This window comes from Novosphingobium sp. BL-52-GroH (genome assembly GCF_044813085.1).
Taxonomy (GTDB): Bacteria; Pseudomonadota; Alphaproteobacteria; order Sphingomonadales; family Sphingomonadaceae; genus Novosphingobium.
In genome coordinates, this window is record NZ_CP171152.1 from 2,397,834 (window position 1) to 2,410,521 (window position 12,688).

15 protein-coding genes are annotated in these 12,688 nt (G+C 69.3%); 9 read left to right on the top strand and 6 right to left on the bottom strand.

The genetic code is table 11. From position 1 onward, the window contains the following. Positions 1-21 precede the first annotated feature (21 nt). Both ACFFDA_RS24205 and ACFFDA_RS24210 read left to right on the top strand, forming a co-directional pair. Positions 22-942 carry a glyoxalase gene (locus ACFFDA_RS24205; RefSeq protein ID WP_404479813.1) on the top strand — a complete coding sequence of 307 codons (921 nt, stop codon included), beginning with the start codon at positions 22-24 and terminating at the stop codon, positions 940-942. A gap of 54 nt (positions 943-996) precedes the next feature. Further along, positions 997-1,365: a Rap1a/Tai family immunity protein gene (locus ACFFDA_RS24210; RefSeq protein ID WP_404479814.1), complete on the top strand. Its 369-nt coding sequence runs from the start codon at positions 997-999 to the stop codon at positions 1,363-1,365. A gap of 184 nt (positions 1,366-1,549) precedes the next feature. Here ACFFDA_RS24210 and ACFFDA_RS24215 read toward each other — a convergent pair whose 3' ends face one another. Continuing rightward, positions 1,550-2,152: a TlpA family protein disulfide reductase gene (locus ACFFDA_RS24215; protein ID WP_404479815.1), complete on the bottom strand. Its 603-nt coding sequence runs from the start codon at positions 2,150-2,152 to the stop codon at positions 1,550-1,552. 34 nt (positions 2,153-2,186) lie between these two features. Between ACFFDA_RS24215 and argH the strand changes: the two genes are divergently transcribed. From argH to ACFFDA_RS24250, 7 genes are all read left to right on the top strand, one after another. After that, entirely contained in the window at positions 2,187-3,560 is a 1,374-nt protein-coding gene (gene argH / locus ACFFDA_RS24220; protein WP_404482866.1) for an argininosuccinate lyase, read from the top strand. A 4-nt stretch (positions 3,561-3,564) separates the two neighbouring features. Continuing rightward, on the top strand, positions 3,565-3,831 hold the full coding sequence (locus tag ACFFDA_RS24225) for a hypothetical protein (RefSeq protein ID WP_404479816.1): 267 nt from the start codon (positions 3,565-3,567) through the stop codon (positions 3,829-3,831). A 150-nt stretch (positions 3,832-3,981) separates the two neighbouring features. Then, entirely contained in the window at positions 3,982-5,241 is a 1,260-nt protein-coding gene (lysA, locus tag ACFFDA_RS24230; protein WP_404479817.1) for a diaminopimelate decarboxylase, read from the top strand. Positions 5,242-5,265: 24 nt separating this feature from the next. Then, positions 5,266-6,054 (top strand): NAD(P)-dependent oxidoreductase, encoded by a 789-nt coding sequence (locus tag ACFFDA_RS24235; RefSeq protein WP_404479818.1) that lies wholly within the window; start codon positions 5,266-5,268, stop codon positions 6,052-6,054. 201 nt (positions 6,055-6,255) lie between these two features. Next, the gene (locus ACFFDA_RS24240) at positions 6,256-6,447 is read left to right on the top strand and encodes a hypothetical protein (RefSeq protein WP_404479819.1); all 192 of its coding nucleotides are present in this window, start codon (positions 6,256-6,258) and stop codon (positions 6,445-6,447) included. 11 nt (positions 6,448-6,458) lie between these two features. Continuing rightward, positions 6,459-7,424: a hypothetical protein gene (locus tag ACFFDA_RS24245; protein WP_404479820.1), complete on the top strand. Its 966-nt coding sequence runs from the start codon at positions 6,459-6,461 to the stop codon at positions 7,422-7,424. Continuing rightward, positions 7,412-8,494 carry a transposase gene (locus tag ACFFDA_RS24250; RefSeq protein WP_404479821.1) on the top strand — a complete coding sequence of 361 codons (1,083 nt, stop codon included), beginning with the start codon at positions 7,412-7,414 and terminating at the stop codon, positions 8,492-8,494. Before ACFFDA_RS24245 ends, ACFFDA_RS24250 begins: the two co-directional genes overlap by 13 nt. A 49-nt stretch (positions 8,495-8,543) precedes the next feature. Here the strand turns inward: ACFFDA_RS24250 and ruvX are convergent, their stop codons facing one another. Genes ruvX through acpS form a run of 5 tightly spaced genes read right to left on the bottom strand, consistent with a single transcriptional unit; the run spans position 8,544 to position 12,650 of the window. Next, positions 8,544-9,011, bottom strand: coding sequence for a Holliday junction resolvase RuvX (gene ruvX / locus ACFFDA_RS24255; protein ID WP_404482867.1), 468 nt, complete (start codon positions 9,009-9,011; stop codon positions 8,544-8,546). After that, positions 9,008-10,138, bottom strand: a complete 1,131-nt coding sequence (locus ACFFDA_RS24260; RefSeq protein WP_404479822.1) for a DUF3089 domain-containing protein — start codon at positions 10,136-10,138, stop codon at positions 9,008-9,010. The genes ruvX and ACFFDA_RS24260 overlap by 4 nt, the downstream gene beginning before the upstream one ends. A gap of 4 nt (positions 10,139-10,142) precedes the next feature. Then, the gene (locus ACFFDA_RS24265) at positions 10,143-11,249 is read right to left on the bottom strand and encodes an AI-2E family transporter (protein WP_404479823.1); all 1,107 of its coding nucleotides are present in this window, start codon (positions 11,247-11,249) and stop codon (positions 10,143-10,145) included. Next, complete coding sequence (lepB, locus tag ACFFDA_RS24270; RefSeq protein ID WP_404479824.1) at positions 11,249-12,208, bottom strand: signal peptidase I; 960 nt, start codon at positions 12,206-12,208, stop codon at positions 11,249-11,251. Before lepB ends, ACFFDA_RS24265 begins: the two co-directional genes overlap by 1 nt. A 19-nt stretch (positions 12,209-12,227) precedes the next feature. Then, on the bottom strand, positions 12,228-12,650 hold the full coding sequence (acpS, locus tag ACFFDA_RS24275; protein ID WP_404479825.1) for a holo-ACP synthase: 423 nt from the start codon (positions 12,648-12,650) through the stop codon (positions 12,228-12,230). Between the last annotated feature and the right edge of the window lie 38 nt (positions 12,651-12,688).

Here is a 12,688-nt window from a genome sequence, read left to right on the forward strand (position 1 = left end):
CGATCAACGAAAGGTCCGGCCGTGCAGTTCCCCCTCGTCCATGTGAGCTGGTCCCTGGCCGACAACGCTTCGCGCCCCGCGTGCGATGCCTTTTTCCGCGACGTGTTCGGTGCCGAGACCGTCTACGAAATCCTCGTGACGCCCGAAACCGAGGCGCTGGGCCTCGATCGCGAGGAATCGCTGATGATGATGGGCGATACCATGCTCATCCCGATCGCTCCGGCCGGTCGCGGCGCGCGGGAGGGCAATCCGCTGGGCGACATGCTGCGCCGCTCCGCCGCGCCGATGCGCTGGATCGGGCTGGCGCTCAAGACGACCGACCTGGCCGCCGCCGATGCCTGGTTCGCGAGCCGGGGCTTCAAGCGGCACTACGATCCCGGCATGGAGGCGCACTACTTCCTCGTGCCCAGGGGACAGGCGCTGGGCATGCGGCTGGAGATCGTGGCGCAGGACATGCCCGGCGACCCGCGAGGCGATCGCGACTGGACGCCGGCCTCGCGGCCCGGTGGGAACCCGCTGGGGATCGAGGGGCTGCAGGCGATCGGGGTCAGTACCCCTTCGCTCAGCCAGGCCCGCGCGCTGTTCGCGGAAAAGCTCGAATGGCCCGAGATATCCACCCGCCACCTGCCCGGGGCGCGCTGCGCCGCCTTCGCGATGGGTGATACGGTGATCGAGGCGCTGGAGGGCGCGGAAGGCTCGCCCGTCGCCGATCATGCGCGCGCGGTGAAGGGGATCTGCCATCTGGTCTTCAAGGTGCGCGACGCGGCGGCGGCGGCCGCCTGCCTGCGCTCCAAAGGCCAGCCGCTGATCCAGACCGGGGACCGCTTCGCCATCCATCCGGACGCGGCGCAGGGGCGCCTGATCTGGTTCACGCAAGCGTCTCCGCCGGGCTATCCGCCGGTCGGCTCGAAGCTCGGCCGGGCGGCGGGCGCGTCGCGCTGATTGACGGGCGGCGAATTTGCCACGAGACTCCCGGCGCGCCTTGGAGACCCGAGAATGATATCCAGAAAGTTGGCCTGCCTGGCCGCGGTGGTCCCGCTGGGGCTGGTTCCCGTGGCCGCCGGCGCCAGTTTCTACACCGGCGAGGAACTCTACGCAGTCTGCACGGCGCAGCGCGAGAGCAAGGCCTATGTCGAGAACACTTACGAATGCATCGCCTACATCACCGGCACCATCGATGCGTTCAACACCATCCGCCGGACCAACAAGCTCAGGAGCTGCATTCCGGCCGACGTGACGATCGCCCAGCTCAGGAGCGCGACGGTCGCCTACTTGCGCGACAATCCGCAGGACCGGAGCGCAAGCGCGTCCGAACTGGTCTTCGCGGCGACGCGCCGGCAATGGCCCTGCGGCAAGAAGAAGTAGCGCGCGAGCACACCCGTCAGGACGGCTTCACCCTGACCAGCGCCGGTCCGAAGCCGATGACGATGGCGCCGGTCATCCGGTTGAACGCCTGACTGATCGCCGGCCGGGCGAGGTGGCGCGACCGGGACGATCGGAAACGACAGGTTCCGATCAGCAACCAGGAAGCCGCCGAACCAGGGCTCGGTTACTTCGCTTCCGCGATCAGCTTGAGCGCGGCGGGCGAGGTCCAGTCGTTGCCGCCGGTGTAGCGCCACACTTCCTTGCCCTTGGCGTCGAACAGCACCGTCACCGGCAGGTTGCCGCCGTACTGGAAGCCAAGGTCGCCCTGTTCGTCGACCCAGGGCTGGATCTGCTCCAGCTCGCGGCGGCGCAGGATCTCCACGACCTTGTCGGTCTGGCCCATGTCCTGCGAGATCGGCAGGATCGTCACGCCCAGTTCGTCCTCGCGGGCGATCAGCTTGTTGAGCGTGGGCATTTCCGCGATGCACGGCGCACACCACGTAGCCCACAGGTTGATGAGCAGCGGCTTGCCCTTGAACGAGGCCAAGTCCAGGCTTTCGCCGGTATTGTCGACCAGGCTGACGGTCGGCATCGGCTCGCCCTTGTGCGAGCGGTCGAGCTTGTCGGCCTTTTCGGGAGGCTGTGCCGGACCGGCCTGTTCCGAAGCTTGTGAAGCCTGCGGTTGCGTGTCCTTCGTGCCTTTACTATCGCAGCCGGCGACCACGAGGGCGGATGCCCCGGCCAGCGAACACAGGACGAGCGACTTGAGCGAACGGGAAGACAGCACGGCGGTTGGCTCCAATGCCCAGTCGGGCAACAAGATGTGGGGCGGACGGTTCGCGCAGGGACCGTCGGCAATCATGCGCGAGATAAACGCCTCGATTCCCTTCGACAAGGCATTGTGGCGTCAGGACATCGCGGCGAGCAAGGCGCACGTCGCGATGCTGGGCGCCTGCGGCATCGTTTCGGGCGAGGACGCGGTGACGATTCGCGACGGTCTCGACGCCGTAGCGGCCGAGTACGAGGCTGACGGCGTCCCCGAGGACTGGGACCTCGAAGACATCCACATGACGACCGAATCGCGCCTCGCGCAGCTGATCGGGCCGGTTGCCGGGCGCCTCCACACCGCCCGCTCGCGCAACGACCAGGTGGCGACCGACTTCCGCCTGTGGGTGCGCGACGCGATGGACCAGGCCCAGGCCGGGCTGGAAGCGCTGCAAGTCGCCCTCGTCACCCGCGCCGGCGAACATGCCGCGTCGATCATGCCCGGCTTCACCCACCTGCAGACCGCGCAGCCGGTCACGCTGGGCCACCACCTGATGGCCTACTACGAGATGATCGGCCGCGACCGTTCGCGCTTCGCCGATGCGAGGAAGCGGATGAACCGGAGCCCGCTGGGCGCCGCCGCGCTCGCCGGCACGGGCTTTCCGATCGACCGCGAGATGACCGCGCAGGCGCTGGGCTTCGAGGGGCCGACCGACAACAGCCTCGATTCGGTGTCCGATCGCGACTTCGCGCTCGACTACCTGATGGCGGCCAGCCAGTGCGCGCTGCACCTCTCGCGCCTGGCCGAGGAGTTCATCATCTGGGCGAGCCAGCCGTTCGGCTTCGTGACGCTGCCCGATGCGCTGTCGACCGGCAGCTCGATCATGCCGCAGAAGAAGAACCCGGACGCCGCCGAGCTGGTGCGCGGCCATGCCGGGCGCATCTCGGGCTGCCTGGTGGCGCTGATGATGACGATGAAGGGCCTGCCGCTCGCCTATTCCAAGGACATGCAGGACGACAAGCCGCCGGTGTTCGAGGCCGCAGGCCTGCTCGCCCTGTCGATCGCGGCGATGACCGGGATGGTCGCGGAGACGACGTTCCGCACCGATCGCATGCGCGCCGCCGCCGAACTGGGCTTCGCCACCGCCACCGACCTCGCCGACTGGCTGGTGCGCGAAGGCGACATTCCCTTCCGCGAGGCGCACCACATCACCGGCGCGGCGGTCAAGCTGGCCGAGAGCCGGGGCATCGCGCTCGACACTTTGCCGCTCGAAGACCTCAAGGCCATCGACAGCCGCATCGACGAACGCGTATTCAAGGCGCTCTCGGTCGAGGCGTCGGTCGCCGCGCGCAAATCGCATGGCGGCACCGCGCCCGAGCAGGTACGCCTGCGCGTCGCGGATGCCCGTGCCGCACTGGGTCTGGAGTAGTTCGATGCGCAAGGTAGCGGTTATCCTGATGGTCCTGGCGCTCGCCGCCTGCGGGCAGCGCTCGGCCCTCGCGCTCAAACCGGGCCAGCAACTGCCGCCTGCGCCTTATGGCCGGGCTGACAAGCCGGCGGCGGCGGAACTGCTCAAACTGCCGACGCAGGCTATTCCCGAGCGCAGCGTCGAGCTGCGCACCAAGTCCGAGCAGCGCGAGGACGATCCGTTCGATCTGCCGCCGCCGGAATCGACGACGCCGACCGCACCCGGCAAGTAATGCGCCGTCCGTTCGTGTCGAACGCCGTCGATGCACCCGGGCATGGGTGTCGGCGTGTCTCGACTTCCCGCGACACGAACGGACCTCGATACGAACGGACAAGGCAGGGCCGGTCTGACCGAACCATGCTCTAATACCCGACAGGACATCATGGATCATTTTGCCAACATTGACGGCGAACTTCACGCCGAACAGGTGCCGCTCGCCACGATCGCGCGCGAGGTCGGCACCCCGGTCTACGTCTATTCGCGCGCCACGCTCTCGCGCCACGCCAGGGTCTTCCGCGAGGCGCTGTCGGCGCTGCCCAGCGTGCACATCGCCTTCGCGGTGAAGTCCAACCCCAACCTGGCGGTGCTGCGCCTGCTGGCGAAGGAGGGCTACGGCGCCGACGTCGTCTCCGAAGGCGAGATGAACCGCGCGCTGGCGGCCGGGATGAAGCCGCAGGACGTGGTGTTCTCGGGCGTGGGCAAGACCCGCGCCGAGCTGGCCGCCGCCGTGCGCGCGGGGATCGGCCAGTTCAACCTCGAAAGCGAGGAGGAGGGCGTCGAGCTGTCCGAGATCGCCGTGGCCCTCAAGGCGAAGGCGACCTGCACCCTGCGTGTGAACCCGGACGTCGATGCGCGCACCCACGCCAAGATCTCGACCGGCAAGGCGGAGAACAAGTTCGGCGTCGCCTACGACCGCGCGTCGGGGATCTACGCGCGCCTGTCCGCTTTGCCGGGGCTCGAGATGCGCGGCCTTGCCGTGCACATCGGCAGCCAGATCAGCGACCTCGAACCCTCTCGCCAGGCCTTCCTCAAGATGGGCGCGCTGATGAATGCGCTGCGCGTCCAGGGCTACGCCGTCACCCACATGGACCTCGGCGGCGGCCTGGGCGTGCCCTACAAGGCCGGCGACGAATTGCCGACTCCCGCCGACTACGGCCGGATGGTGAGCGACGTCGCGCAGGGCTGGGGCGTCACCCTGATGTTCGAGCCGGGCCGCGTCATCACCGGCAACTCGGGCGTGCTCGTCACCGAAGTGGTCCGCGTCAAGCAGGGCACCGGGAGCCCTTGGATCGTCGTCGATGCGGCGATGAACGACCTCGCGCGACCGGCGATGTACGACGCCTGGCACGATTTCGCGGCCGTGACGCCCTCGGGCGAGAGCATGGTGGCCAACATCGTCGGCCCCATCTGCGAAAGCTCCGACACGTTCGCCATGGGCCGCGAGATCGACGCGGTGAAGGCCGGCGACCTCGCGATCTTCCGCACCGCCGGCGCCTATGGCGCGACGATGGCCAATACCTACAACAGCCGCCCGCTGGTGCCCGAGGTCATGGTCGACGGCGACAAGTGGGCGATCGTCGCCAACCGCATCGAACCCGCCGCGATCCTCGCCGCCGAGCAGGTGCCGGACTGGCTCGATTGATGCGGCGCTGTTAAGCCCTGCCCCATGATCGAAACGCTCCCCCTGTTCCATCGCATTGCCGGTCGGCCGGTCGTCGTGCTGGGCGAGGGCGAGGCGGCGCAGGCCAAGCGCCGGCTGGTCGAGCGGGCGGGCGGCCTGGTCGTCACCGACCTGCACGAGGGCATCGCGGGCGGCGCTCGCCTCGCCTTCGTGGCGCATGAGGACGACGCACGGGCCGAGGCCGACGCGAGGCGCGCGCGCGACGCCGGCATGCTGGTCAATGCGACCGACCGGCCGGCGCTATGCGACTTTACCGTCCCTTCGATCCTCGATCGTTCGCCGGTCCTGGTGGCGATCGGCACCGGCGGCGCCTCGGCGGGCCTCGCCAAGCAGGTGCGGCTGCGGCTCGAAGCCCTGCTCCCGCAGTCGCTGGGCACGCTCGCTACGGCGCTCGGCACGGGGCGCGCGGCCTTGCGGGCGCGCTTTCCCGAGGCCGGCGAGCGGCGGCGGGCGCTCGATGCGGCGCTGGCCGGCGGCGGGCCGCTCGACCCCCTGGCCGATGGCAGCGCCGGGCGCGTCGAGGCGTGGCTGGCCGATCCTCGCAGGGGAGAGGCGGGCGTCGTCGAGATCACCTTGCGCAGCGACGACCCCGACGACCTGACGCTGCGCGAGGCGCGGCTTCTGGGCACTGCCGACGTCGTCGCCCACGACCTGCGAGTCGCGCCGGCCGTGCTCGACAGGGCGAGAGCCGACGCGGTGCGGGTGGATATCGGCCATGCGCCGGTGGCCGGGACGACGAACAGCCTGACAGTCGTCTTGAAGGCGCCTGCCTGAAGGATTAACCTTCGGGCCCTGCGGCACGCGTCGATATTGCCTGGCGCCATTGCGGCACGATAAACCACATACCTCTTGTTGCTGATCTGCAACGATTTATCGAAAAATAAAATACATCGCTTCATTCGTTGTCGATGACAGCTTTTTAATTCAGCACATCGACGTGGTTGCGGCAGGGATTTCTCGATGGGGACTTCAGGCATGTCAGTTTCACGTCCGGATGCGGCGACAAGGTGGCACGGGGTCGTGCGCATCGACCGTGCCCTGCTGCCCGACCTCGACATGCCCACCGGCATTTTCGGCAGCCGGCGCGACCGCGCGCGGATCGACGCCAACGACGACAATCAGGCAGAGCTGATGTCCTGCCTCCAGCCCTTCCATCGCGAGGGCTGACGCGCGGCCCCATGGAACTGCGCGGACCGCTGGCGAACCTTCGCCAGGACGACATCGACTGGGAACATGGCCAGAATGCCCTGGCAAAGGCCCTTGCGGCATGGCGCGCGGAGCCCGGGGTGGCGCCCGTGCTGGCGGCGATGAAGCGCTTCGGTGCCGGCGGGCCGCTGGAGCGGTGCAAGGCGCTGGCGCTCCTGTTCGAACCGTCGGGCCCACGCGCGCGCGCCTTTGCCGACAGCCTCGTCGCGGCGGGCCTTGCGGCGATCGATGGATATCCGCTCGGCCAGTTGCCGCTTCGCCATGGCAGCCGCGACGCCGTGCCGATGCTGGTCCTCGCCCGGTCCGGACACGCGACGCTGGCATTGGCGGCCTACGATGGCCATGCCCTCGCCTCCCTGCCGCGCCCGCGCACGGCGCGGTTCCGCCCGGTGGAAACCTGGAAGCGTGTCCTGGCCGGGTCGGGGCTGGCCGATCTCGTCTCGCGCGATGACCGGGGCGGGTTGCGAACCGAAAGGATCGCCGTCGAGGCGGGCGGCGTGTACCGTCACCATGGGTCGCGGCAGGCGTTCGACATCCACGCGGTGGACGGCGCGATGGTCGTGCTGCGGCTCGAACGCCAGCTCGACGAGCACGAGCCGGTGCGCGAATTCGACCTCGCCGACGGGACGCTGCTGCATCAGGCCAGCGCGCGCAAGGAGGACAGCCGGGGCGAGCTGGTCGTCGCCCTGCTCGCGGCGATGGAGCGGATCGACGCGGTGCCGCAGATCGCGGGTCTCGCGCTGGGCGGCGGCAGCGACGCGCTGCGCTGGCAGGCCTTGCGCGAAGTGATCGGGCTCGATGCGCTCGCGGGAGTGGAACTGCTCGCGCACCTGGCCTCGGACGACGGGGATACGCTGCAGGCGCAGGCGGCGGACCAACTCGCGACGCTGCTGGTATCGCGGCCCGACTTGCGGGAAGCGGCGCCATGGCGAGGTTGATCGACAACCGGGACCCGACCTCGGCGACGCTGGAGGAGGCCTGCGAGGCGCTTGCGGTCTGGGGCTTCGATCCGGCGGAGGAGGAAAGCCTCGCCCACGCCGCCAACTGGCTGCGGCGACTGGCCAACGACCGCGACTTGCTGGGCGACATGTTCATCGACCTGCTCGCCGGGCGGAGGCCCGCCACGCTGGCGGCGATCGATGTCGGCGAGACCAACCGCATCGTCCTGGCAGCGCCGGGGCGCGGCAATTTCGCGCTCAGTGCCTGCATCTGGCCGTCGACCGGGGACCACGCCCTGCGCGCCAGCGGGCCGGAAGCGTTCAACTATGGCCTGGCGCACGATCACAACTTCGACTTCCTCGTGCTGGGCTATTTCGGCCCGGGATACGAGACCGAGGACTACGAGTACGATTATGCGGCGGTGTCCGGCTGGCGCGGCGAGCCCGTCGACCTCCAGCCGCTCGGCCGTGCGCGGCTGGAGCCGGGACATATCCACCACTACCGCGCGCACCGCGACGTCCACGTCCTGCACCCGCCGGCATCGGTGTCGGCCTCGCTTACCCTGACGCACGAGCATCCCGCGCAAGGGTGGATGGACCACTACCTGTTCGATCTGGCGCAAGGGTCCGTCTCGCGCGTGCTCGGGCACGGGCCGAGCGAGGCCTTCCTGCAGATCGCGGTGGGACTGGGCGGGGAAGAGGCCAGGGATCTCGCCACCCGCTTCGGCCGCCATCATCCCAGCGACCGCATGCGGCTGGCGGCATGGCGGGCGCTGGCCGGCGCGGCGCCCGGGCGCGCGGCGCAGGACGCCGTCTGGGCCGAGGCCGAAGCCTGCGGCAGCCGCGTGGTCAGCGCCATGGCCGCGCGGCGGCGGGCCTTGCTGCAGGCGTGCGGGGAGACGTCGGCGGAAGTGCGCCCGGGTGTCGGTGGAGCAGGGCCGACCCTATGGCCTGGCCATCGTAGAAGGCGAAACTGCCCCTCGAATCGTCATGGCAAGCACGGTGAAGCAGCCCCGGGCCGCGAAGACCGGCTGGATTGCTTTCCCCGGCCTTGGTCGAGGTCCCGATGACGAGGAAGGTTTCGATCGAGATCGCGCCCCCGCCGTTGCGGAACGGCGATCAGAACATGCCGCCTGCCAACGCGTCGATCGCGCCTTGCAGGATCACCGCAGCAGCCGCCGAATCGATGCGGGTCGCGCGCTTGGCGCGGCTCATGTCCTGGTCGATCAGCCCGCGCTCGGCGCCGGTAGTGGACCAGCGTTCGTCCCACAGCAGGATCGGCAGGCCGATCACCGAGAGGTTGCGGGCATAGGCGCGGCTCGATTGCGCGCGCGGGCCTTCGGAGCCGTCCATGTTGAGCGGCAGGCCGATGACGATGCCTCTGATCGCGCGTTCGCGGATCAGGCCTTCCATCAGCGCCTTGTCGGCACCGAACTTGCCGCGCCGGATGGTCTTTCCGGGTGAGGCGATGCGCCAGCCCGCGTCGCCGAAGGCAGTGCCGATGGTCTGGGTGCCGAGATCGAGGCCCAGCAGCCCGCCCTTGTCCGGCAAGGCGTCGCGGAAGGCGAGGGCGCCGGTGGTAATCAGGGGGCCGTCTGTTGTCTTGTCTGCCACGCGGCGACCCGCCTTTCGAAATCGGCCCTCAGGTTGGCCCAGAACAGGGTCACGTCATAGAGGTGGTAGTTGTTTCCGGGAAGCACGTAGGGCCCGAAGTCGAGCTTGGGCGGTTCCCCGATGTGCAGGAAATGGTCGGGCCCGCAGGCGGCCGGGACGACCTTGGGCGCCAGCGTGCCGCCGCGCGCGGCAAGGTCGGGAACCAGGGTGCCCAGGTTGGCGCCGGCATCCGCGCCGGCGTCCGGCGTGCCGGTGAGGGGGTTGGTGCACAGAAACGGGGTGCCCGCGACCGACTGTCCGTCGAGCCCGGTGCGCCGGCCATAGGCCGCGACCAGCATCGCGGTGTCGGCCGGATCGGCCACCGAGAGCCAGCTCACCACGCAGCCGGCCTGGTCCGCCCGCTGGCATGCCGGTACGCCCATCCGAGGCAGGTCGTGGACCAGCGAGACGGGCCAGCCGATCACCCAGGCACCGACCAGGCGCCCGGCCAGCGGGGTTCCGGCGACGCGGTCACGCAGCAGGCGGCGCAGCAGGAAGGCGCCCTGGCTGTGCCCGGCGAGCGCGATCGGCCGACCGGGGGGCAGGTGGCGGACGAAGATCTCGAAAGCGGCGAGCACGTCCCGATAGGCGAGATCGATCGCCTGCCCGGCCTCGGGTCTGGCGGTGAGGAAGGCGCCGACGGCGGCCTGACGGTAGCGCGGCGCCCACAGCGCCTCGGCCCCGTTGAACGGGCTCGCCATGCCCTGCACGAAAAGCGCGGCGCGGTCGCGGCTGGTGGCGTCGTCGAGGGCGGCGTTCCACGCGTCGCGGGCGATGTAGCTGGTCGGGTGGACGAAGAACACCGCGACCGGCAGCTTGCGGGCAGGGGCCGTCACGCCGGGCGGCAGCCACAGCGCCGGGTCGTCCTTCATGCCGGGCCGGGCCACCCACATCGCCGGGTTCTCCCACGATTCGGGCGGCAGTGCCTGCTGGGAGGAGAACGAGACGCCGGGCACGAAGGCCATCTCGGTGAGGTCGTCCGACCACACCCGCAGCGCCACCATCAGCAGCAGCAGCGCGACGGTGACGCCGGCGATCAGGTACAGGAACTTGCGCGCCATGACCTCAGGCGTTCTCCAGCTTCTCGACGTCGGCGGCAGGCTGGCCACCGTTGCGCGCGGCTTCGCGTTCGAGCCAGATCTTTATCATCGCCACCAGCGGATCGGCGAGGGCGAGACCGAGCAGGCCGAACAGCACGCCCATGACGAGCTGCGCCGCCAAGACCAGCGCGGGCGGCAGGTCCACCGTCTTGCGGGCGATGTAGGGCGCGATGAGATAGCCGTCGATCAGGTGGATGAGGACGTAGACGAAGACCGTGTAGAGCCCCATCTGGGCGCTGACCGAAAAACCCACGAGGATCATGATCGCGCCCGAGATCGGCGCGCCGATGTTGGGAAGGAAGGCGAGCAGGCCAGTGATGAGGCCCAGCAGCGCCGCCATCGGCACACCGTAGAACTGCAGCATGAACCACGTGAATATGCCCTCTACGGTCATGCCGATGACCCGGCCGAGCAGCAGGCGGCGCAGCGCGCGGCCCATGACCTGGGAGGTCGCCTCGAAATGTTCGCGACGATCGACAGGCAGCATCCAGCCGACGCCGCGGCGATAGAGGCGTGGCTCCATGGCCATGTAGATGCCGAGCACCAGGATCAGGAACAGCGTGGTCACTGCGCCGAACAGTCCCCCCAGCGCCGCCGTCACCTGGCTTATGCCACCCATGGCTTCCTGCGCGATCGAGCGCACGTCGCGCACGCGCACTTCCATGCCGTGGCGCTGGAGCCAGGCGAGGGCGCGGTGGAACTGGCTCTCTATGGTGTCGGGAAGCTCCGCCGCCTGCTGGGTGATCTGGCTGCCGGCGAACTTGCCGAGCCAGAACACGAACAGCAGCGACGTGAGCAGCACGAGCGCCACACGCCAGCCTCGGGGAATGGGCAGTACCCGGCCGACGACCCGGGCGCCGCCGTCGATCAGGGTGGCCAGCACCACGCCGCCGAAGATCACCAGCAGCGATTGCGACAGGAACACGCCCAGTGCGAAGAGCGCGGCCATGCCGATCCATACGAAGGCCTTGCGCGCCTCGTGCCGGATCAGCGGATCGGCGATGTCGGTCGGCCCGGCGCGACGGGGGAGGGCTTCTTCGGGCTGCTCGCCCTCCCCGGCACCGGTGGCCATCAGCGGGAAGCCTGGGCGGGATCGATGCGCGGCCTCAGGCTGGTGAAGGCGCGGCCGTCACGCATCGCACTCCACCACGTCAGCGGGTTCCAGCTCTGGGTGCCGTCGAGCGAGAAGGTGATGAACTCCGCCCGCCCGCCGATGTCGGAGAGCGGCACGGGGCCGCCGAGGCCGCCGTCGCCCTCGCCCCGCGCGTTCACGTAGAACGGCGCGCGGCTGTCAGCGGAACGGTCGCGATCGTCGCCCATCAGGAAGACGTGGCCTTCGGGCACCGTGATCTCCCCATAGTTGTCGAGGTCCTGATCGATATAGTCGATCACCTGGTAACTCGCGCCGTTGGGCAGGGTTTCCCGGTAGGTCGGCAATTCGTAGACCTCGCGGCCCGAGGGCAGGCGGGTGCGGTACTGGTCGAAGCCGTCGTAGCAGTGGCCGGGTTCTTGGCCCTCGCACGTCAGCGAATCGTCGGCGGCGATCTGCACCGGCGGCTCGATCTCGCGCGGGATGAACTTGCCGTTGAGGCGGATGCGGCCGTCGATCACCGCGATGCGGTCTCCGGGCAGGGCGACCACGCGCTTGATGAGGTCGGCCTTGCGGTTGCGCGGCACGACGATGACGATGTCGCCATATTGCGGGGTCTGGCCCAGAATCCGCCAGGTCGAGCGCGGCAGCAGGTGGAAGCTGAGCGACGACCAGTTCCAGCCGTAGGGATACTTGGACACCACCAGCCGGTCGCCCACCAGCAGCCCCGGCATCATCGAGATCGACGGGATGTAGAACGGCTTGGCGATGAACGAGTGGAACGCCAGCACGCCGAGCAGCATCAGCACGAGGCCGCGCAGTTCCTGCGCCCAGTTGGTGGCGGGACGCGCCGGTTGAGCATTCCCGGAAGAGGAGGGCCCCGACGAGGAAGGCCCGGGCGAGAAGGAATGCGGGGCCGCTGGGGCGGTATGGTCGGTCATGCGGGGCTGAAACTCGGCTTCAGGCGCTGGCGGGCGCTGGGGCAAGCGGGCGCGCTTCGATGATGACGAAGGCCTGTGCCCATGGATGGTCGTCGGTGAGCGTCAGGTGAACGATGCCTTCGTGTCCCTCGGGAATCAGAGAATCGAACCGCGCCCTGGCCCCGCCGGTCAGTGCCAGCGTGGGCGCTCCGGAGCGGGCGTTGACGACGCCGATGTCCTTCATGAACACGCCGGCCTTGAAGCCGGTTCCGACCGCCTTGGAGAAAGCCTCCTTGGCGGCGAAGCGCTTGGCCAGCGTTCCCGCGACCGTGTGGGGCCGGCGTGCCGCCTTGGCCCGCTCCACCTCGGTGAAGACACGGTTGAGGAAGCGGTCGCCGAAGCGGTCGAGCGAATTCTGGATTCGCTCGATGTTGCACAAGTCCGAGCCCAGGCCGATTATCATGCCATCTTCCCCGTTTCGGGGCGGGCCCGTGCCATCGC

What these genes read in the sequence shown, in the direction of transcription:
- ACFFDA_RS24210 (WP_404479814.1), top strand. Translation starts at nt 997, where the DNA reads ATGATATCCAGAAAGTTGGCCTGCCTGGCCGCGGTGGTCCCGCTGGGG.
- argH (WP_404482866.1), top strand. Translation starts at nt 2,187, where the DNA reads ATGTGGGGCGGACGGTTCGCGCAGGGACCGTCGGCAATCATGCGCGAG.
- ACFFDA_RS24225 (WP_404479816.1), top strand. Translation starts at nt 3,565, where the DNA reads ATGCGCAAGGTAGCGGTTATCCTGATGGTCCTGGCGCTCGCCGCCTGC.
- lysA (WP_404479817.1), top strand. Translation starts at nt 3,982, where the DNA reads ATGGATCATTTTGCCAACATTGACGGCGAACTTCACGCCGAACAGGTG.
- ACFFDA_RS24235 (WP_404479818.1), top strand. Translation starts at nt 5,266, where the DNA reads ATGATCGAAACGCTCCCCCTGTTCCATCGCATTGCCGGTCGGCCGGTC.
- ACFFDA_RS24240 (WP_404479819.1), top strand. Translation starts at nt 6,256, where the DNA reads ATGTCAGTTTCACGTCCGGATGCGGCGACAAGGTGGCACGGGGTCGTG.
- ACFFDA_RS24245 (WP_404479820.1), top strand. Translation starts at nt 6,459, where the DNA reads ATGGAACTGCGCGGACCGCTGGCGAACCTTCGCCAGGACGACATCGAC.
- ACFFDA_RS24250 (WP_404479821.1), top strand. Translation starts at nt 7,412, where the DNA reads ATGGCGAGGTTGATCGACAACCGGGACCCGACCTCGGCGACGCTGGAG.
- ACFFDA_RS24260 (WP_404479822.1), bottom strand. Translation starts at nt 10,138, where the DNA reads ATGGCGCGCAAGTTCCTGTACCTGATCGCCGGCGTCACCGTCGCGCTG.
- ACFFDA_RS24265 (WP_404479823.1), bottom strand. Translation starts at nt 11,249, where the DNA reads ATGGCCACCGGTGCCGGGGAGGGCGAGCAGCCCGAAGAAGCCCTCCCC.
- lepB (WP_404479824.1), bottom strand. Translation starts at nt 12,208, where the DNA reads ATGACCGACCATACCGCCCCAGCGGCCCCGCATTCCTTCTCGCCCGGG.
- acpS (WP_404479825.1), bottom strand. Translation starts at nt 12,650, where the DNA reads ATGATAATCGGCCTGGGCTCGGACTTGTGCAACATCGAGCGAATCCAG.